The following is a 19,713-nucleotide window of genomic DNA, read 5'->3' on the forward strand; positions in this document are numbered from 1 at the left end:
GTCGCCTGACTTGCATGCAGATGGAGCGCAGACAAGCAATCGCGAGGATCGTCACATTTCCTACATATTGTCCCGCTGCAAGGCGCCGGATTGCCAGGCGAGAGAGCCTGCTATCACATCCTGAACACGCCAAACGCAGGTCTATTAGCAATAGGCGCTTCAAGCGTTGCGGCCAGGGCCAGCCCCAGCACGTCGCGGGTCTGGACCGGATCCACCACCCCGTCGTCCCACAGCCGCGCGGTGGCGTAATAGGGATTGCCCTCATCCTCGTATTTCTGGCGGATCGGCGCCTTGAACGCCTCGGCTTGCTCGGGCGTCCAGCTTTCCGCATCGCGGTGGACGGTCGCAAGCACGGATGCGGCCTGCTCCCCGCCCATCACGCTGATGCGCGCATTGGGCCAGGTGAACAGGAAGCGCGGGGAATAGGCCCGCCCGCACATGCCATAATTGCCCGCGCCGAACGATCCGCCGATCACCAGGGTGAGTTTGGGCACGGTGGCGGTGGCGACTGCCGTCACCAGCTTCGCGCCATGCTTGGCGATCCCTTCGGCTTCGTATTTCCCGCCGACCATGAAGCCGCTGATATTCTGCAGGAACAGCAGCGGAATGCGCCGCTGGCAGGCAAGCTCGATGAAATGCGCGCCCTTTTGCGCGCTTTCGGAAAACAGCACGCCATTGTTGGCGAGGATTGCCACGGGAATGCCCCAGATATGGGCGAAACCGCAAACCAGCGTGCTGCCGAAATGCGCCTTGAACTCGTGGAATTCGCTACCGTCAACCAGCCGCGCGATCACCTCATGCACATCATAGGGCGCGCGCACGTCATCGGGGATCAGGGCATAGAGGTCTTCCGCATCGAACTTGGGCGGGCGCTGGTCTTTCAACGCCACATCTGCCGCCGCGCCGGTGTTTGCGCCCAGATGGCTGACGATATCGCGCACGATGGTGAGCGCGTGCTCGTCATTCTCGGCAAGGTGATCGACCACGCCCGATTTGCGCGCATGGAGGTCGCCGCCGCCAAGGTCCTCTGCTGAAATCTCCTCGCCCGTCGCGGCCTTGACCAGCGGCGGGCCGGCAAGGAAGATCGTGCCCTGTTCGCGCACGATCACGCTCTCGTCGGACATGGCGGGCACGTAAGCGCCGCCTGCGGTGCAGCTGCCCATGACGCAGGCGATCTGCGGGATACCGAGCGCCGACATATTGGCCTGATTGAAGAATATCCGCCCGAAATGGTCCCGGTCAGGGAAGACCTCGGCCTGATGCGGCAGGTTCGCGCCGCCAGAGTCCACCAGATAGATGCACGGCAGGCGGTTCTCCTGCGCGATCTCTTGTGCGCGCAGGTGCTTCTTCACCGTCATCGGGTAGTAGGTGCCGCCCTTTACGGTCGCGTCGTTGCACACGATCATGCACTGTCGCCCCGAGACGCGCCCGATCCCCGCGATCATCGACGCGCCATTGACGTCGCCTTCGTACATGCCGTTCGCGGCCAACTGCCCGATCTCGAGGAAGGGCGAGCCCGGATCGAGCAGGCGCTCGACGCGCTCCCGTGGCAGGAGTTTGCCGCGTGCAACATGCCGCTCGCGGTGCTTCTCTGGCCCGCCGAGCGCGGCTTCGGCCACGGCGGCGCGCAGCTCGTCAGCCAAGCCCTTGTTGTGCGCGAACCGCGCCTTCGCCTCGGGGCTTTCGCGATCGAGCTTCGATGTGAGGACAGGTGCAGTCATTCCAGATCCTCCCCGTCATGCTGAACTTGTTTCAGCATCCATTTCTCCAATAGCAATGAAGGCTCGCCGTCGCACAATGGACCCTGAAACAAGTTCAGGGTGACGAGGGGAGTATCGGGGAGGATCAAGAAGCCGCCCCGATCAGTTCGCGCCCGATCAGCATCCGGCGAATTTCGTTGGTCCCCGCGCCGATGTCGAGCAGCTTGGCATCGCGCAGGTAGCGTTCGACCGGCCAGTCCTTGGTATAGCCCGCGCCGCCCAGTGCCTGCACGCTTTCCCCCGCCACACGGAACGCATTCTCGCTCGCCAGCAGGATCGCGCCCGCCGCGTCGAACCGGGTGGTCTGCCCAGCGTCGCAGGCCTTGGCCACCGCATAGGTGTAGGCGCGGGCCGATTGCAGCGCGACATACATGTCCGCCATCTTGGCCTGCATCAGCTGGAAGCTGCCGATGGGTTTGCCGAACTGCTTGCGCTCGCGCAGATAGGGTATCACCGTGTCGAGGCACGCCTGCATGATGCCCAGCTGCAATCCGGCCAGCACCACGCGCTCGTAATCGAGCCCGCTCATCAGCACGCCGACCCCGCCGTTGACAGGGCCCATCACGTTCTCTTCGGGCACCTCGCAATCACTGAACACCAGCTCTGCCGTAGGGCTGCCGCGCATCCCCATCTTGTCGATCTTCTGCCCGATGGAGAAGCCAGGCATGTCCTTCTCGATCAGGAAGGCGGTGATCCCGCGCGATCCGGCGTGGCCATCGGTCCGGGCATAGACCACCAGAGTGTCGGCGCAGGTGGCGTTGGTGATCCAGAACTTGGTGCCGTTGAGAACATAACCCCCCTGTACCTGTTCGGCTTTCAGCTTCATCGAAACCACGTCCGACCCGGCGCCAGCTTCCGACATGGCGAGCGAGCCGACATGCTCTCCGCTGATCAATTTGGGCAGATATCTTGCCTTCTGTTCGTCATTGCCCCAGCGGCGGATCTGGTTGACACACAGGTTCGAATGCGCGCCATAGCTGAGGCCGATTGAGGCGCTTGCGCGGCTCACTTCTTCCACCGCGATTACGTGTTCGAGATAGCCCAGGCCAAGCCCGCCCCATTCTTCCTCCACGGTAATCCCGTGCAGGCCCAACGCGCCCATGGCCTGCCACAATTCGTCGCGCGGGAACCAGTCCTCACGGTCAGCCTGCGCGGCCAGCGGCGCGATCTGCTCATCGGCGAAACGGCCCGCCGCCTCACGGATCATCTCGGCGCTTTCGCCCAGCTGGAAATCGAACTCAGGGGTGGCGCGCATGTTCAGACAATCTCCTCGCATTGGCCCATACCAGCGCGCGCGCGGCACGCAAACCGGTTGCGACTGCAATCAATCGCTAATCCACGGTGTGCGCAATCGGCCTTGGCCGCGCGCGATCCGCCGCCTAGGGTATGGGGTGAAGGTAATTCCGGAGGGTCAGACATGCGCATCACCCCGCTCATTGCGTCCACCTTGCTGCTGGCCGCCTGCAATCCGCCGCAGGACGGGGCAGCCAATGAAATCAGCCTGGGGGCCGATGCGAGCAGCGAAGCTGGCGGCGGAGAGGATCAGGGGCAACAGGCCCCCGATGCCGGACAGGTTGATGAGGCCACCCAACCCTCCGCCGAAGAGCTGGCCATGGCCAACACCGCGTGGCGCGCGACCGGCGAAGACGGTGCAATCTATACCACCTTTCTTGATCCCGAAGGCCAGTACCGCGACATGAAGAACGGCGAACCATGGGCTGACGGCACCTGGGAACGGCTGGGCGATGGGCGGCTTTGCTTCACGCCGTCCGATGAGACCCGCGCGGGCGCCTGCTGGACCTTGGGCAAGCACAAGAAGAACGGCACCATGCGGGTCACCAGCGAAGAGGGTCGCGAAGTGCTGCTGCAACAGGTGACCTACCTCGCCCCGACAGGCCCTGAAGAAGGCTGAAACGATCTTTCCCGAGCCTGAACCCGGCCATGGCGCGATGATCGCCTTCGATGCGGTGACGCGCCGCTATGGCGAAGTGGTGGCGGTGGACGGCGTGAGCTGCGACATCGCGCAGGGCAGTTTCGTGGCGCTGGTGGGCGCCTCCGGATCGGGCAAGTCGACGCTGCTCAAGATGGTCAATGCGCTCACCATTCCCAGCAGCGGGCGCGTGTGCCTGGAAGGCATCGATGTCACCACGCTGCCGCCGCCCGCGCTGCGGCGCCGGATCGGCTATGTCTTCCAGGGCATCGGCCTGTTTCCGCACATGAACGTGGCGGAAAATATCGCGATCGGCCCGCGTCTTGGCGGCGAGAAGCTTGCCGATCGGCGTGTGGCCGAACTGCTCGAACTGGTCGAGCTTGAGCCTGAAATGGCTGGCCGAATGTCCGACGAGCTATCGGGCGGGCAGCGCCAGCGGGTGGGCGTGGCGCGCGCGCTGGCAAACGATCCCCAGGTGCTTCTGCTCGACGAGCCTTTCGGCGCGCTCGATCCGATCACGCGCGATGCCCTGGGCGAGCGGGTGCGGGCGCTCCATGACCGGCTGGGCCTCACCAGCGTGATGGTGACGCATGACATGGCCGAGGCGCTGCTGCTGGCTGACCGGGTGCTGGCGATGGAAGCCGGCCGGATCGTCGCGGACGAGACCCCGCAGGCTCTTGTCGCTGGCAAGGGAGGCGAGGTAGCGCAAGGCCTCGTCGCGGTGCCGCGCGCGCAGGCCGAACGGCTCGCCGCGATGGAGCGCGATGGAGGCCCGGCATGAGCGATTTCCTCGCTGCGCTCGCCGGTCTCGGCCCGCAGCTCGCCGCCCATGTGCTGCTGGCCGCTTCGGCGATCGCGCTGGGAATCGCGGTGGCGCTGCCGCTGGCTGTCTGGGCCAGCCGATCCCCACCGGTCGCACGCGTCACGCTGGGATTTGCCAGCCTGGTGCAGACCGTTCCCGCACTGGCGCTGCTGGCGCTGTTCTTCCCGATCCTGCTGAGCCTGCGCGCCGTGTTCGGCGAAGGCCTGCCCACGCTGGGCTTCCTGCCCGCATTGCTGGCACTGGCGCTTTATGCCTTGCTGCCGATCCTGCGCAACGCCGTGACCGCGCAGGCCAATCTCGACCCGGGCGTGCTTGAAGCGGCTGACGGCGTGGGGATGACCGGGTGGCAGAAGCTGCGGCTGGTCGAAGCGCCGCTGACCGCGCCCTTCATCATGGCGGGTATCCGCACCGCCAGCGTCTGGACCATCGGCGCGGCCACGCTGGCCACCACCATCGGCCAGCCCAGCCTGGGCGATCCGATCTTCGCCGGGCTTCAGACGCAGAACTGGGCACTGGTGCTCGCCGGCTGCATCGCCTCTGCCGGGCTCGCACTGGTGGCGGACAATTTGCTCGGCCTGATCGAACGCGGGATGGCCGAGCGCAGGCGCAGCCTGTCGCTGAGCGGGCTCGCCGTGGTTGTGCTGGGCATTACTGCAGCGCTCTTCGCGCAATTCGGCAGCGGCGAACGTGACCGCGTGCTGATCGGCGCAAAGGGCTTTTCCGAGCAATATGTGCTCGCCCGGCTGATCGGCCAGCAACTTGAGGCGGCAGGATACAGGGTTGCATATCGCGACGGGCTGGGCTCCGCAGTGGCGCATAGCGCAGTCTCGAGCGGAGATATCGATCTGCTGGTCGACTATACTGGCACTATCTGGACCAACCAGATGAAACGCCGCGACAACCCGCCGCGCGGCACCATGCTGGCCGAAATCGAGCAATGGGAACAGGCGACCAGCGGCACCCGCGTGCTGGGGCGGTTGGGGTTCGAAAATGCCTATGCCTTCGCCATGCGCGAGGACCGCGCGGCGGCGCTCGGCGTGGAGGACCTGGCCGATCTCGCGCGCGTTGCCCCGCAGCTGACCGTTGGCGGCGATCCCGAATTCTTCGAGCGGCCCGAATGGGCGGCGGTGCGCGATGCCTATGGCCTCAAATTCGCCAGCCAGCGCAATTTTGCCCCCACCTTCATGTACAACGCGCTGCAATCGGGTGAGGCGGACGTGATCGGCGCCTATACTTCCGACGGGCGAATCGCCGCAGACCGGCTGCGCGTGCTGGAGGACAAGCGGCAGGCCTTCCCCAATTACGATGCCGTGCTGCTGGCCAGCCCCGGGCGTGCCGACGACTCCGCGTTTGTTGCCGCATTGCAGCCGCTGATGGGCGCGGTCGATGTCGATGCCATGCGCGCGGCGAATTTTGCGGTCGACCGCGATGAGGAAAAGCTGACGCCCGATGAAGCCGCGCGCCAGCTTGCGCGGCGGGTGGGCCTCTAGAAACCCGGCGCTTCGGCAGGCCAGCCCTTGCCGGACAGACCCATCACCTTGAACAGCAGGCCCATCTGGTCTTCCGCGACCAGGCGGGCGTGCTGCCGCGCGAGTTTCTCGGCCTGGTCAGGCGCGCGGCGTTTGAGCGCCTCCATCCGCATGTCGATCCCCAGCGCGCTTAGCCATTCGCCTTGCATCTGAACCCCCAGCAAATTCGCGCCCTGGCGCTGCGCGACATGGCTGAGCACTTCAAAATCGACATGCGCGGTCAGGTCCATCTCGCCGGGGGCCGAAAAGACATCGACCTTCTGATGCCCCTTGATCGCCTGCAGTGTTGAACCAGCACGGCTCTCACGCGAACCATAGTCGATCATCAGCGCCGCCCCGCCCTGCGCCACCAGGCGGTCGGCAAGCTCGCTCATTACCGCTGCCGCAGCCGGGCTTGTTTCGATCACCGTGCCCTGGCTTGCATGGCGCCAGCTTTGCGGCACAGCGGCATCCATCGGCCGATCGCCATAAACGAACACCAGCCGATCACCTTCAAGCCCAACCATCCGCTCGCGCCAGCCCTCTGCGGCGCGCAGCAATTGCCGCACCGGCAGCGCGTCAAAGAATTCATTGGCGATGATCAGCAGCGGGCCATCTTCTGGCAGGGTGGTGACATCGGCGTGATGCGTCACTCCGCGAATCGTGCCGCGCTGGATTTGCCGCAAGGCATCCGAACCCTCGACGAAATGCACCTGCGGGATGAGCCCGTAGCGCCCGGCCGTGCGCAGCGCGTCAGACGCCAGAGTGCCGCGTCCGGGGCCCAGTTCGACATAGTGCACCGGCCCGGGCCGCCCCGCCCGCACCCAGATGTCTGCCAGCCACAGCCCGATCAGCTCGCCGAATACCTGGCTTACTTCAGGCGCGGTAATGAAATCGCCCGCGTCACCCAACGGATCGCGGCTGGTGTAATAGTGCGCGTTGCTTTCGCCCATATACTGGGCAAGGCTGATCGGGCCTGTTTCGCGGATCAGCCGTCGGAAAGTGCCCGCCAGATCGGCCCGTGCACCGCCGCTCATACCCCGGCCGGCTTGCTCCCGCCGGTCCCGACCGGGCCGCGGCTGAGCGCGTAGAGCGTTACAATCAATCCAAGCAGAATCAGCGGTATTGTGAGCCATTGCCCCATCGAAAGCCCGGTTGTCGCAGCGAATTCGGCCAGATGTGCATCAGGTTCCCGGAAGAATTCGTTAATGAAACGCGCAGTCGCGATGCCGGTGGTGAAAATGCCCACCATCAGCCCGGGGCGGTAGCGCGCGCCGGTCTTCCAGAACAGCGGCAGCATGATCGCCAGCATCAGCAGCCCTTCCAGTCCGGCCTGGTAGAGCTGGCTGGGATGGCGCACGATGAAGGTAGTGGCGCATTCACCCGGCAAGCTGGGAAGATCGCAGAACACCATGCCCCACGGCACATCGGTTTCGCGGCCCCACAGCTCGCCATTGTTGAAATTGGCAAGCCGGCCCAGGAACATGCCCATCGGCACATTGACCGCGACATAATCGGTCACGCGCAGGAGCGGCAGCTTGCCGCGCCAGGAAACCCAGGCCATCGCCGCCAGCACGCCCAGCAGCCCGCCGTGGAAGCTCATGCCGCCATCCCACAAACGCAGCAGTTCCCAGCTCACGAAGCCCTGACCTTCGAAGCTGACAAACAGTTCGGGGCGATAGAATGCAGCATAGCCCAGCCGCCCACCCAAAATCACACCCAGTGTGCAATAGAAGAACAGGTCATCGACATGGCGCTGCGCCATGGGCGCTCCTGGTGCCTTGATCATCTTGCTGAGATGCCAATAGGCGAACAGGATCCCGCCAAGATAGGCCATCGAATAGAAGCGCAGGGTGAAAAAGCCGAGGTCGATCCCCTCGACAAGGCCCAGGTCTTTCCAGAAAATCGGGTCAGCGGTACCGCCGACGACGGCCCCGGTGGCGGCAAGTAGTGACAGCACGAAGCGAACCTCTATATAGGGGTATGCCGGTCCGGCACACCGTTCGGAGCGGCTTTTGGCACAGCCGGGGATTGGGGGAAAGCCCGTTCGCGGAGAGAAACTCCGCTGACAGGCTGCAGGACGCGGCATCAACGGCATAACGGCAAACGCACACTGGCGTATTGGCTTGGCGTGCGCTGTGAAGATGTCGAACAACCGGGATGACAAGGAGAGAGATTCGCATGCCCACCGATCTTGATACAGCCCTCGATGCTATCATGGACAAACTGACCGCCGCCGGAGCCCCCGCTGAGACCGTGCCGGTCAGTCGCGGCGGCGTGGACATGCCCTCGCTAAAGAACGCCCCGCCCAGCCTGGTCCATTACTTTGCCCATTACTGCAACCAGCATGGCGACCTGCCATTTCTTATCGACGGCGACATCCGGATCAGCTTTGCCCAGGCCTGGGATGCGGCGCAGCACGTTGCCGCCGGGCTGATTGCCAATCACGGTGTCGCACGCGGCGACCGCGTGGGCATTGCGGCACGCAATTCGGCCAACTGGATCATCGCCTATATGGGCATATTGGCCGCCGGCGGTTGCGCCACGCTGCTCAATGGATTTTCCAGTGGCGAAGAGCTGGCGGACCAGATCGAGCTGGTCGGCTGCCGCCTGCTGCTGGCCGATGCGCAGCGCGCCCAGCGGCTCGACGGGCACAATCATGGCGCCCGGATCGTCCTGTTCGACCATGACGAGCAACCTTCGCGCGGGCTTGGCGAATTGTGGGCTGATCCCGCCACTGCCAGTTTCCCCGAAATGGGGCCTCTGGACTACGCCACCATCCTCTACACTTCGGGTTCGACCGGCAAATCCAAAGGGGCATGGTCCGATCACCTCGGCGTGGTCAGCGGTGCGCTCAGCTATGCCATGCAGTCGCTGATGGCGTTCACCTATTTCGATAGTATCGGCAACGCGCCATCCACTCAGGCCTGCGCGCTGGTGGCGGTGCCGCTGTTCCACGTTACCGGAGAGGTTCCTGTGTTCCTGCAAAGCTTCGCGCTCGGCCGCAAGCTGGTGCTGATGCCGCGCTGGGACGCGGGCGAGGCGCTGCGGCTGATGGACAAGGAGAAGGTCAGCTATTTCGCCGGCGTGCCGCTGATGAGCTATGAAATCGCAACCCATCCTGACCGGCACAAATATGACATCAGCTCTTGCACCGGCTTTGCCGCTGGCGGCGCACCGCGCCCGGTTGATCATGTCGGCAAGATCAGGGAAGCCTTCCCCGACGGTTTCCCGCTGCTGGGCTATGGCCTGACAGAGACCAACGGCGTTGGCTGCGCCAATTTCAACGAAAACTATCTCGCCAAGCCTTCCTCGACCGGGAAGCCAAGCCGCCCGCTGGTAGATCTGGCGATACTCGACGATGCCGGCAAGCCCCTGGCGCAGGGCCAGATCGGCGAAATCTCGATCCGTTCCGTGTGCAATTTCATCGGCTATTGGAATAATGAGGAAGCAACCGCAGCGGCCTTTACCGCCGACGGGTATTTCCGCACCGGCGATCTCGGGCGGGTCGATGAAGACGGCTATGTCTATATTGTCGACCGCAAGAAGGACATCATCATCCGCGGCGGCGAAAACATCACCTGCATCGAGGTGGAAGAAGCGATCTATGCGCATGATGCGATCGCCGAATGTTCGGTGTTCGGCATTCCCGACGAGCGAATGGGCGAAGTGCCAGCGGCGGTGTTCTATCTCAAACCGGGGCACAGCCTGAGCGGGCCCGAACTGCGCGAATTCCTGCTCGCGCATATCGCCCCGTTCAAGGTGCCGCTGGCAGATCACATCTGGGTTTCGGAAAAAGCGCTGCCGCGGCTCGGCACCCAGAAGATCGACAAACGCACCGTGCGCAACATGTTTACCGCCGAACAGGCGGCGGCGTAGGCCTTGATCGTTTCAGGCGGAATCAACTGAAACGTGAATCAAGGTCTCATCATATTGATAAGAGCCTGATGCACGTGTGAGATCGAAACCGAAGCGCTTCAATCTCACACGATCAGGCTCTAGCAGCGAGGCAGAGAACCGGCTTGAGTTCCCCCAAGGTCACAAACCAGCGGGCGATTATCGATCGCCGTGCGCTTGCCGAAGCGATCGACGCGCTCGCCTCCGACAAGGGTGAAAAGGCGCGCCCGCAGATCGTCAAGCTGCTGCGCGACGCGCTCGACACAGGTCGCGCCGAGATAGCCCGTCGTCTTGAGGAAAGACCATCCGCCGGGCACGAATGCACCGGCGCGCAATCGTTCCTGATCGATCAGATCGTGCGCGTGGTGCACGATCACGTAACCGAGCACGTCTACCCGGTGGCCAATCGTAGCCGTGCTGAACGGCTCGCGATCCTGGCGGTGGGAGGATACGGCCGGGCTGAAATGGCGCCTCATTCAGACGTCGATATCGCCTTTATCACACCGACAAAGCGTGCGCCGTGGTGCGAGCAGGTGATTGAGGCAATGCTCTATTACCTGTGGGACCTGGGCCTGAAAGTGGGGCACTCGAGCCGCACTGTAGATGACACTATCCGCATGGCGCGCGAGGATCTGACCATCCGCACTGCGCTGCTCGAAAGCCGGTTCATCTGGGGCGACCGCAAGCTCGACGAGGAAGCCAGTGCCCGTTTCTGGGCCGATGTTGTCAAGGGCAGCGAGCGGCAATTCCTCAGCGAAAAGCTGGCAGAGCGCAATGCCCGCCATAAACGGATGGGGGACAGCCGCTATGTGGTCGAGCCCAATATCAAGGAAGGCAAAGGCGGCCTGCGCGATCTGCAGACGCTGTACTGGATCGGCAAATATATTCACCGGGTGCGCAGCGCCGCCGAGCTGGTCGATGTCGGCCTGCTGACCCGGCCCGAATACCGCAGCTTCCGCCGCGCCGAGGGCTTCCTGCTGGCGGTGCGGTGCCACATGCACATCATCACCGGGCGCCCGGATGACCGGCTGACTTTCGACTTGCAACGCGAAGTTGCCGCGCGAATGAATTTCGCCGACCGCCCCGGCAAAAGCGCGGTCGAACGCTTCATGCAGTTCTATTTCCTCCAGGCCAAGCGGGTGGGCAGCCTGACCGGCGTGTTCCTCTCTCATCTCGACAATGAATTTGCAGGCAAGCGGGCGCGCAAGGGCTTCTTTGCCGGCTGGGCGCAGAAATCGCGCCTGCTGAAGGGCTACCGCGTATTTGGCGGCAAGATCGCGGCACCATCGGATGACTGGTTTCGCCAGGATCCGGTGCGGCTGATCGAAATCTTCCAGCTGGCTGAAGCCAACAGTCTGGAGATCCACCCTGAAACCATGCGCCTGGCTGATCGCGACAGCGCGCTGATCAGATCCGATGTGCGCGAAGACCCGCAGGCCAATGCGCTGTTCCTTGAGTTGCTGGCGGGCCGCAACGATCCCGAAACGGTGCTGCGCTGGATGAACGAAGCTGGGGTATTTGGCCGCTTCATACCCGATTTCGGCCGGGTCAATGCGCAGATGCAGTTCGACATGTATCATCACTACACCGTCGATGAGCATACGATCCGCGCCATCGGGCTATTGAGCCGGATCGAGAAGGGTGAACTCAATGCCGACCATCCGCGCTCAGCGCGGCTGATCCACCGCATCAATTCACGCCGTGCGCTTTATGTCGCGGTGCTGCTGCACGATATCGCCAAGGGGCGCGGCGGCGATCATTCGGTACTGGGGGCGGAGGTCGCGCGTGAATTGTGCCCACGTTTAGGCCTGAGCGAAAACGAAACCGATCTCATCGCCTGGCTGGTGCGGCAACACCTGCTGATGAGCGCGACCGCCTTCAAGCGCGATCTGACCGATCCCAAGACGATTGAGGACTTCGTGGGCGAAGTGCAAAGCCTGGAGCGCCTGCGCAATCTCGTGATGCTTACAGCGGTCGATATCCGCGCGGTGGGGCCGGGCACGTGGAACAGCTGGAAGCGGCAATTGCTGGGCGAGCTATACGATGCCGCACAAGAACGCCTGCGGCTGGGCCATATGCGCGAGGGGCGCCGCCAGCGCGTGGCGGCAAAGCGCGAGGCTGTGCGCGAATTACTGGGCGACAAGGCGAATCTGGTCGAGGAAGTCGGCGCGCTGCTCGACGATTCCTATTGGATCGCCGAACCCGAAGCCATGATCGCGCGCAATCTGGTGCAATATGATGCGGCGCGACTGGTCGAGGAACACCTTTCGATCGAGTGCGAATTCGACCCGGAACGCGGGGCCACTTTGGTCAGTGTGATTGCCGCTGACCACCCCGGCCTGTTCTATCGTATTGCCGGGGGCATCGCGCTGGCCGGCGCGAACATCATCGACGCGCGTATTCATACCGCGCGGTCGGGCTGGGCGGTCGACAATTTCCTGGTGCAGGACCCGCTTGGCATGCCGTTCTGTGAAGAAGGGCAATTGGAACGGCTGCGCAAATCGATCGGTGACGCGCTCGCCAACCGGATCGAGCTGGTGCCAAAGCTGGCGGCGCGTCCGCTGCCGCGCAGCCGCGCGGGAGCCTTCGATGTTGCGCCGCGCGTTACCTATGACAACAATGCCTCGAACCGTTTCACGGTCATCGAAGTCAATGCGCGGGACCGCCCGGCATTGCTCAATCGGCTTGCACGCGCTCTGTTTGAAAGCAATCTTGTGGTCCAGTCCGCGCATATCACCTCATACGGCGAGCGCGCGGCTGATACCTTCTACGTGACCGATCTGACCGGCGACAAGATTACCGCGGCAGACCGGCTCGCCGAAATCGAGCAACGCCTGCTCTATGCCGCAAGCGACACGCGCCAAAGGCAGCTCGAACAAGCCTGAACGGGGGTGCGGGCAGATGTGGCCAGGCAGGTGTGGCAAAAACGATACCGGCCTGTGAATTGCATCCTGTGGGTGCGGCATGCCGGTTGCATCGGGCTACCGTTAACTTATCATACCGGCAAGTTTTTGAGAGGAGACGGAAATGATCCATAAATTCAGTTCGCTTTCTGCGCTGGCAATGCTGGGCGCTGGAATGGCGCTCGCCCCGGCGGCTATGGCGCAGGACAACGCCGGAACGGCACAGGATGAAGCTGGCGATATCCCTTACGCAAGCGAGATCATCGTTACGGCACAAGGCCGCGCACAGTCTCTGGCAGATGTTCCGATCGCAGTATCGGCGGTATCGGGTGAAGTGCTCGAGAAGTCGGGGGTCAACGATATCCGCGATCTGACACAGATCGCTCCTTCGCTGCTCGTTTCCTCAACCGGCAACGAAGCCAATGGCTCTGCCCGCGTTCGCGGGATCGGCACCGTGGGTGACAACCCGGGCCTCGAAAGCTCGGTCGTGGTGTTTGTCGACAACGTCTATCGTTCGCGTTCGGGCAATGCGCTCAGCGAGCTTGGGCCGATCGAGTCGATCGAAATTCGCCGCGGTCCGCAAGGTACGCTGGGCGGGCGCAACTCCAGCGCAGGCGTGATCAGTGTCAACACCGCACCTCCCGAATTCGTCTTCAGCGGCCATGGCGCCTTTACCTATGGCAATTTCGACGCCATTCGGGTCGAGGCTGGCGTCAACGCACCGCTCAGCGACAAGATCGCGGCCAGGATCGATGGTGTCTATTTCGAACGTGACGGCTTTATCGAGGATGCGGTCAACAATACGACGGTCAACGATCGCGACCGCTATCTGATCCGCGCACAAGCGCTGTTCGAACCGACTGGCGATATAAGCTTCCACCTGATCGGCGATTATTCGCGCAAGGAAGAAGCCTGCTGCGCCGCAACGTTCGTGCAGCCCGACTTCGCTCCGCTGGCCAGGATGAGCCCCGGCCTGGACTCTTTCACCCGGCCCGTGGGCGGTCCGGCGCTGACCAGCACATCGAACCCGATCGTCCCGATCCTGCTGGCGCTGGGGCAGGATCCGCGGGCGCTCACACAGAGCACGTTCGAGCGCACTATCTATCCCACAGCAGGGCGCAGCTATGACGGGGTAACCGAAGATTACGGCATTTCGGGCGAGCTCAACTGGAGCTTTGGCGATGTTACGATGACATCGATCACCGCCTATCGCGAATATTTCAATACCCAGGCTTCCGACACCGATTACACCGGGGTCGACATCCTGTACCGGGCTCCAGGCCGCAACGCCGGCGCGCGCGATTTTGAAACCTTCACGCAGGAACTGCGATTCAACGGCAGCGCCTTCGGCGGTCGGCTCGACTGGCTGGTCGGCGGCTTCTACACCAATGAGAAGCTGCAAACGCGCGATAATCTGCGTTTCGGCACGCAATATGGCACCTTCGCCGCGTGCCGCATCGCACTGGCTATCAATCCGGCGCTGGCCAATCCCGGCGCGACCGATTGCTTCGGCGCGAATATCGCTGCCCTGACAAATGCCAATGGCGGCGCGGGCGCATTTGGTGCGGCAACACCGCTGATCGTTCAGGGCATCACCAATCTATCGAACGTCCGCGACGTTGGCGGCACGGGTGACGTGTTCAACCAGAAGAGCGAAAGCATCGCGGTGTTCACGCACAACATCTTCCACATCACTGACCAGCTCGATCTCACGCTCGGCCTGCGTTACACCGATGAATCGAAGAAGCTGGATGCCACCTTCGCCAATGACAACGTGTTCTGTCCGCAGAACCGGGCGTTGCTGAGCGGGTTGCTGGGCGGCCCTCTTGCCGGGTTGGCAGGCGGGTTGATCGCACTGTCCTGCCAGGGCAATTCGAACGCCGAGCTTGACGGTGTCTCGATCGACGACAAGCGGAGTGAGAATGAATTCACCGGCACAGCGGTGCTTTCGTACAAGGTGGATCCCGATCTGCTGCTCTATGCCAGCTATTCGCGCGGCTACAAGGCGGGCGGTTTTAACCTCGATCGTTCGGCACTGGCCAATCCGCTGTTCCTTGATGCCAACAATCTCAACACCGCCAATCTTCAGTTCGACGAGGAAACGGTCAATGCCTTTGAAATCGGCGCTAAATATTCAACCCGTGCCTTTTCGGCCAGCATTGCAGCATTCCGCCAGCAGTTCAGCAATTTCCAGCTGAATACCTTCAATGGCTCGGTATTCCTGGTGCAGAACATCAATGGCTGCAGCGCCGATCTTGGTGGAGCTGACCGCGATGCCAGCGCCGCCACGGGCGCCTGCGACACTGACGACGTGAAGTTTGGCGTGGTGGCCCAGGGCTTCGAGCTGGAAGCCACTGTTTCACCGATCCCGGATCTATCGGCGAGCTTTGGCATCACCTACGCGGATACGAGCTATGGCAAGAATCTGATCGGTAATGACACCGGCACGCCGCTTGATCCGGCGTTGCGCCTGCTTCCGGGTGACAATTTGTCGAACGCACCGGAACTGGTGGCCACGGCTTCGCTCAACTGGAGCCCGCCGATCGGTGATTCCGGCCTTACCGGCCTGTTCTTCGTCAACGCCCGCATGACCGATGATTTCAATACCGGTTCCGACCTGCTGTTCGGCAAGGAGCAGGACGGATATGTCATCGTCAACGGCCGTGTCGGGGTAGTCGGCCCCGACCGCGCCTGGGCAGTCGAATTCTGGGCCAACAACCTGCTCAACAAGGATTATACGCAGGTTGCGTTCAACACGCCCTTCGTTGCTCCGCAGCAGACCTACTCGGCCTTCCTGGCAGAGCCGCGCACCTATGGGGTGACCTTGCGCGGCCAGTTCTGAAGCATCGGCCAAGACACCAACAAGCGGGCGGCCTTCGGGTCGCCCGTTTTTTGCAGAAGCATACGGCCCGCAGGGCCGCAAGGGCGACCGCCCGCCCGCAGCGAAGGTCGGCATGCCGACCGAAAGCGAGGAAAGCCAAGGCTGCGGATGCAGCCGCTGGCGCTTGAAGCGAACTAAAAACGTTTTCCAAACAGCGCAGTGCCCACGCGCACATGCGTCGCACCCAGCATCACTGCGGTTGGATAATCGCTGCTCATCCCCATGCTGAGGCCGCCCGAATCTCTGTCCAGTCCATTGTCCGCCGCGAGTTTTGCGAGCAGCGCAAAGAAGGGTGCGGGTTCGATATCGAAGGGCGGGATGCACATCAGCCCGGCGACCAGGATATGCGCCGCCCGCACCTGTTCGATCAATGCAGGCAGATCGGCAATGGCGCAGCCGCCCTTCTGCTCTTCCTCGCCGACATTGACCTGGATAAAGCACGGAACGCGTTTGCCAGCCTTGTCCATCGCCCTGGCCAACGCTTTGACGAGGCTGGCCCGGTCAAGCGCGTGGATATAGTCGAACAGCGCAACAGCTTCATCCGCCTTGTTCGATTGCAGCTGGCCAATGAGATGCAGCTCTACATCGGGATAAGCTTCGCGCAGCGCGGGCCATTTGCCCTGCGCTTCCTGCACCCGGTTTTCGCCGAATACCCGCTGCCCCTGTTCGAGCAGCGGCACGATCCGTTCGGCCGGTTGCGTCTTGCTGACCGCGATCAGGGTGATGTCCGCAGGATCGCGGCGCGCGGCCTTGCAGGCGCGGGCGATATTGGCGTGCACCTGGTTAAGCGGATTGTCTGCCATTTCCATCGCGCTGCGCTATAGCGTTCCCATGGCGAAGATACAGGCCCTTCCTGCGCTTTGGCTGATATCGGACGCGCGCAATGACGCAGCGCTGGAGGAGGCACTGCGCCAACTGCCGCGTGGATCGGGCTTCGTCTTTCGCCACTATCACCTGAATGATCAGGCGCGCCGCAAGAGGTTTCGCCAACTCGCTTCAATTGCCTGTGCGAGCGATCATCTTGCCATATTGTCAGGCCACGCCGATTTGGCTGTCGAATGGGGCGCAGACGGAGTCTATGGTCCGCCTGGCAAGCTGGGCAACAGACCGGGTTTGCTTCGCTTCGCCACAGCGCATGACGCAGGGGAGATTTTGCTCGCGAATCGCGCAATGGTCGATGGCGTGTTTCTTTCGCCGGTTTTTCCCACCCGTTCCCATAAAGGTGGCGCTTGTCTCGGAATATCACATTTCAAGGCACTCGCTTTGCAGGCGGAGATGCCGGTTATCGCCTTGGGCGGTATGAATGCAGAACGTGCAAAGGAACTCGATTGGCCGCGTTGGGCGGCGATTGACGGGCTCATCTGAACAATTGTTCCGCGCCGCTCATCCGGGCGCGCGATATCCTCGCTCATGTGACCCAACGGTCACGTCGCTGCGGACGGCCGGTCGGCCTTGTGGCTGCTATCCAGCCATTTCCAATTCCTGTCATTCAACGCACTCCGCTTGACCGCGACTCCGCGAAGATTCATGGTGTGTTCCAGCAGGAGGAAAAAGCCATGGCCACCCGCGCGATGAGCAAGAAGGGCGCGACAGATTGGCGCGCGGCGTTTCGCCGCTCGATGCGCCGCGCTGCGCAGATGGCCGGTGCCGGCGGGTTATTCGCGTTGATGCTGTTCCTCGCCCTCGCCCTGGCGAGCTATACCCAAACCGATCCCTCTGGCTCAACCGCCGCCTCAGGAGAGGACATCCGCAACTGGATGGGCGCGAGCGGGGCATGGGTGGCCGATAAGGTGCTGTCAACTTTCGGCATAACGTCGGTGTTGCTATTGCCGCTTCTCTATATCGGCGCGCGCAAATTGTGGCGCGATGTCGAGCATGAGGATGAGCCCGATTCCACCCGCTGGTGGCTGCCCTTGGCAATGCTGGTGCTGGCCATGATCCTGCTTTCAAGCGTGCTGGGCCTGACATTCGAAGGACCGGGCAGCACGCTTCCCGCGCAAATGGGCGGCATGTCGGGCCTGCTGGGTGCCGCAGCGATTGAAGCGGTGGCTGCGCGCTTCGGCGAAGGGGCATCGGGCTGGGTTACACTGGGCCTGGCACTGGCAAGCCTGGCGATTGGCATTGCACTCACTACCCGCGTCTTCGCGATCGATTGGCGCAGCCTGCTGACGCTGCCCGATTTCATGCACCGGTTGAGGCCCCACCACGCTACCCGTGAAATCAGCGATGATTCCGGGCAAATTGCGCTGGCGCGCGGCAAAGCGCGCCGCACCAAACCCGTAACCGATCCGAGGCCAGAGCCCGCCCCGCGGCGCGCACCGGAAATCAGCGATCCTTCCGCGCCGCCCAAAAAGGCGGTTCTGGCCGAGACCATACAGCGTGACATGTTCGCCAGCTTCGATTTGCCCAGCCTCGACCTGCTGGCCGACCCGCCCGAGGACAAGGGTGTGAAGCTCGACAAGATGGCACTGGAACGCAACGCCCGCCTGCTTGAGAATGTGCTCGACGATTTCAATGTGAAGGGCGAAATCACTGCGGTGCGCACCGGCCCGGTGGTGACCATGTACGAGCTTGAGCCTGCCCCCGGCATCAAGGCCAGCCGGGTGATTGGCCTGGCAGAAGACATCGCCCGCAACATGAGTGCGATCTCTGCCCGCGTGTCACCGATCCCGGGCAGGACGGTAATGGGGATCGAACTGCCCAATACCGCAAGGCAGATGGTCAGCTTCAAGGAACTGGCCGCTTGCGCCGCCTTTGCCGAGGCCAAAGGCAATCTGCCGATTATCCTGGGCAAGGATATAGCGGGCGAACCGATCGTGGCGGATCTTGCCGCCATGCCGCATTTGCTGGTCGCGGGTACCACCGGATCGGGCAAGTCGGTAGGCCTCAACGCGATCCTGCTGTCGCTGCTCTATCGCTTTACCCCGGCCGAATGCCGGCTGATCCTGATCGATCCCAAGGTGCTCGAGCTCAAGACCTATGATGACATCCCGCACCTGCTCTCTCCAGTGGTTACCGAACCTCACAAATCGGTGCGCGCGCTGAAATGGGCGGTCGAGGAGATGGAGCGGCGCTATCGCATGATGAGCTCGGTCAATTCGCGCAACATCAATTCCTTCAACGAGAAGATCACTGCGGCGGCCGCCAAGGGCAAGCCGCTTGGCCGCCGGGTTCAAACCGGATTCGACCCTGAGACCGGCGAGGAACTGTTCGAGGAAGAACAGCTCGATTACGAACCGCTGCCGCAGATCGTGCTGATCGTCGATGAGCTGGCCGATCTGATGGTGACAGTGGGCAAGGAAATCGAAGTGCTGATCCAGCGGCTTTCGCAAAAATCGCGCGCCGCCGGCATCCATCTGATCATGGCGACGCAGCGCCCCTCGGTCGATGTCATTACCGGCGTGATCAAGGCCAATTTGCCCACCCGCATCAGCTTCAAGGTCACCAGCCGGATCGACAGCCGCACCATTCTGGGCGAACAGGGGGCAGAACAGCTGCTGGGCAAGGGCGACATGCTCTACAAACCCAATACCGGTGCACTGATCCGCGTGCATGGGCCCTTTGTCGGCGATGACGAGGTGGAGCGCGTGGCCGATTTCTGGCGCGCTCAGGGCAAGCCCGAATATGTCGATGCGGTCACTGAAGAGCCCGAAGACGGCGGCTTCTCCTACGAGGATGAATTCACCGCCAGCGACAATCCCGAAGAGCGCAAATACCGCCAGGCGTGCCAGATCGTGATCGAGAACCAGAAGGCTTCGGGCTCATGGCTGCAACGCCAGATGGGCGTGGGCTACAACACCGCAGCCAAGTGGATCGAGCGGATGGAAAGCGAGGGGCTGGTCGGACCCGCAAACCATGTCGGAAGGCGCGAGATCTTCCGCGACCAGGACGGCAATCCTCTCTGATCCGCCGCGCAGCACGCCTCAACGGCCATACCGCCAGCGTCGTCACGATCGATCCGTACGACCGCGTTTGGCGCGGGACGCGCTCTGCCGTCAATTAAATGCACTG

13 protein-coding genes are annotated in these 19,713 nt (G+C 62.7%); 8 read left to right on the top strand and 5 right to left on the bottom strand.

The genetic code is table 11. The annotated features are described in order from the left end of the window. Nucleotides 1-113: 113 nt before the first annotated feature. Both ACX3VQ_RS05760 and ACX3VQ_RS05765 read right to left on the bottom strand, forming a co-directional pair. On the bottom strand, nt 114-1,721 hold the full coding sequence (locus ACX3VQ_RS05760) for a carboxyl transferase domain-containing protein (RefSeq protein WP_462579961.1): 1,608 nt from the start codon (nt 1,719-1,721) through the stop codon (nt 114-116). Between the two features lie 124 nt (nt 1,722-1,845). Continuing rightward, nucleotides 1,846-3,015, bottom strand: a complete 1,170-nt coding sequence (locus tag ACX3VQ_RS05765; protein ID WP_462579962.1) for an isovaleryl-CoA dehydrogenase — start codon at nt 3,013-3,015, stop codon at nt 1,846-1,848. A 162-nt stretch (nt 3,016-3,177) separates the two neighbouring features. Here ACX3VQ_RS05765 and ACX3VQ_RS05770 point away from each other — a divergent pair, with 162 nt between their 5' ends. From ACX3VQ_RS05770 to ACX3VQ_RS05780, 3 genes are read left to right on the top strand one after another with little or no spacing between them, the layout of a single operon-like run. After that, entirely contained in the window at nt 3,178-3,672 is a 495-nt protein-coding gene (locus tag ACX3VQ_RS05770; RefSeq protein ID WP_462579963.1) for a hypothetical protein, read from the top strand. 37 nt (nt 3,673-3,709) lie between these two features. Next, a complete protein-coding gene (locus tag ACX3VQ_RS05775; RefSeq protein ID WP_462579964.1) occupies nt 3,710-4,471 on the top strand; it encodes an ATP-binding cassette domain-containing protein in 762 nt (253 codons plus the stop codon). Further along, nucleotides 4,468-6,003 (top strand): ABC transporter permease/substrate-binding protein, encoded by a 1,536-nt coding sequence (locus ACX3VQ_RS05780; protein WP_462579965.1) that lies wholly within the window; start codon nt 4,468-4,470, stop codon nt 6,001-6,003. The genes ACX3VQ_RS05775 and ACX3VQ_RS05780 overlap by 4 nt, the downstream gene beginning before the upstream one ends. Here ACX3VQ_RS05780 and ACX3VQ_RS05785 read toward each other — a convergent pair. Together ACX3VQ_RS05785 and lgt are read right to left on the bottom strand one after the other, a co-directional pair. Next, nucleotides 6,000-7,058, bottom strand: coding sequence for a class I SAM-dependent methyltransferase (locus tag ACX3VQ_RS05785; RefSeq protein WP_462579966.1), 1,059 nt, complete (start codon nt 7,056-7,058; stop codon nt 6,000-6,002). The genes ACX3VQ_RS05780 and ACX3VQ_RS05785 overlap by 4 nt on opposite strands. Further along, nucleotides 7,055-7,981, bottom strand: coding sequence for a prolipoprotein diacylglyceryl transferase (gene lgt, locus ACX3VQ_RS05790; RefSeq protein ID WP_462579967.1), 927 nt, complete (start codon nt 7,979-7,981; stop codon nt 7,055-7,057). Before lgt ends, ACX3VQ_RS05785 begins: the two co-directional genes overlap by 4 nt. Nucleotides 7,982-8,202: 221 nt before the next feature. Here lgt and ACX3VQ_RS05795 point away from each other — a divergent pair, with 221 nt between their 5' ends. The 3 genes from ACX3VQ_RS05795 (at nt 8,203) to ACX3VQ_RS05805 (ending at nt 15,663) form a co-directional block, all read left to right on the top strand. Further along, complete coding sequence (locus ACX3VQ_RS05795) at nt 8,203-9,900, top strand: class I adenylate-forming enzyme family protein (protein WP_462571044.1); 1,698 nt, start codon at nt 8,203-8,205, stop codon at nt 9,898-9,900. 143 nt (nt 9,901-10,043) lie between these two features. After that, the gene (locus ACX3VQ_RS05800; RefSeq protein ID WP_462579968.1) at nt 10,044-12,803 is read left to right on the top strand and encodes a [protein-PII] uridylyltransferase; all 2,760 of its coding nucleotides are present in this window, start codon (nt 10,044-10,046) and stop codon (nt 12,801-12,803) included. 142 nt (nt 12,804-12,945) lie between these two features. Then, nucleotides 12,946-15,663, top strand: coding sequence for a TonB-dependent receptor (locus tag ACX3VQ_RS05805; RefSeq protein WP_462579969.1), 2,718 nt, complete (start codon nt 12,946-12,948; stop codon nt 15,661-15,663). Between the two features lie 173 nt (nt 15,664-15,836). On the opposite strand, the gene ACX3VQ_RS05810 is transcribed toward ACX3VQ_RS05805, so the two are convergent. Beyond that, on the bottom strand, nt 15,837-16,511 hold the full coding sequence (locus ACX3VQ_RS05810; protein WP_462579970.1) for a YggS family pyridoxal phosphate-dependent enzyme: 675 nt from the start codon (nt 16,509-16,511) through the stop codon (nt 15,837-15,839). Between the two features lie 22 nt (nt 16,512-16,533). On the opposite strand from ACX3VQ_RS05810, the gene ACX3VQ_RS05815 reads away from it, so the two are divergent. Further along, nucleotides 16,534-17,067, top strand: a complete 534-nt coding sequence (locus ACX3VQ_RS05815) for a thiamine phosphate synthase (RefSeq protein ID WP_462579971.1) — start codon at nt 16,534-16,536, stop codon at nt 17,065-17,067. A 191-nt stretch (nt 17,068-17,258) separates the two neighbouring features. Continuing rightward, complete coding sequence (locus ACX3VQ_RS05820; protein ID WP_462579972.1) at nt 17,259-19,607, top strand: FtsK/SpoIIIE family DNA translocase; 2,349 nt, start codon at nt 17,259-17,261, stop codon at nt 19,605-19,607. Nucleotides 19,608-19,713: the final 106 nt, after the last annotated feature.

This window comes from Altererythrobacter chaiwopuensis (assembly GCF_054957735.1).

Excerpts from the sequence above, each read along its gene's own strand:
- ACX3VQ_RS05760 (WP_462579961.1), bottom strand. The coding sequence starts at position 1,721 with ATGACTGCACCTGTCCTCACATCGAAGCTCGATCGCGAAAGCCCCGAG.
- ACX3VQ_RS05765 (WP_462579962.1), bottom strand. The coding sequence starts at position 3,015 with ATGCGCGCCACCCCTGAGTTCGATTTCCAGCTGGGCGAAAGCGCCGAG.
- ACX3VQ_RS05770 (WP_462579963.1), top strand. The coding sequence starts at position 3,178 with ATGCGCATCACCCCGCTCATTGCGTCCACCTTGCTGCTGGCCGCCTGC.
- ACX3VQ_RS05775 (WP_462579964.1), top strand. The coding sequence starts at position 3,710 with ATGATCGCCTTCGATGCGGTGACGCGCCGCTATGGCGAAGTGGTGGCG.
- ACX3VQ_RS05780 (WP_462579965.1), top strand. The coding sequence starts at position 4,468 with ATGAGCGATTTCCTCGCTGCGCTCGCCGGTCTCGGCCCGCAGCTCGCC.
- ACX3VQ_RS05785 (WP_462579966.1), bottom strand. The coding sequence starts at position 7,058 with ATGAGCGGCGGTGCACGGGCCGATCTGGCGGGCACTTTCCGACGGCTG.
- ACX3VQ_RS05795 (WP_462571044.1), top strand. The coding sequence starts at position 8,203 with ATGCCCACCGATCTTGATACAGCCCTCGATGCTATCATGGACAAACTG.
- ACX3VQ_RS05805 (WP_462579969.1), top strand. The coding sequence starts at position 12,946 with ATGATCCATAAATTCAGTTCGCTTTCTGCGCTGGCAATGCTGGGCGCT.
- ACX3VQ_RS05810 (WP_462579970.1), bottom strand. The coding sequence starts at position 16,511 with ATGGAAATGGCAGACAATCCGCTTAACCAGGTGCACGCCAATATCGCC.
- ACX3VQ_RS05815 (WP_462579971.1), top strand. The coding sequence starts at position 16,534 with ATGGCGAAGATACAGGCCCTTCCTGCGCTTTGGCTGATATCGGACGCG.
- ACX3VQ_RS05820 (WP_462579972.1), top strand. The coding sequence starts at position 17,259 with ATGGCCACCCGCGCGATGAGCAAGAAGGGCGCGACAGATTGGCGCGCG.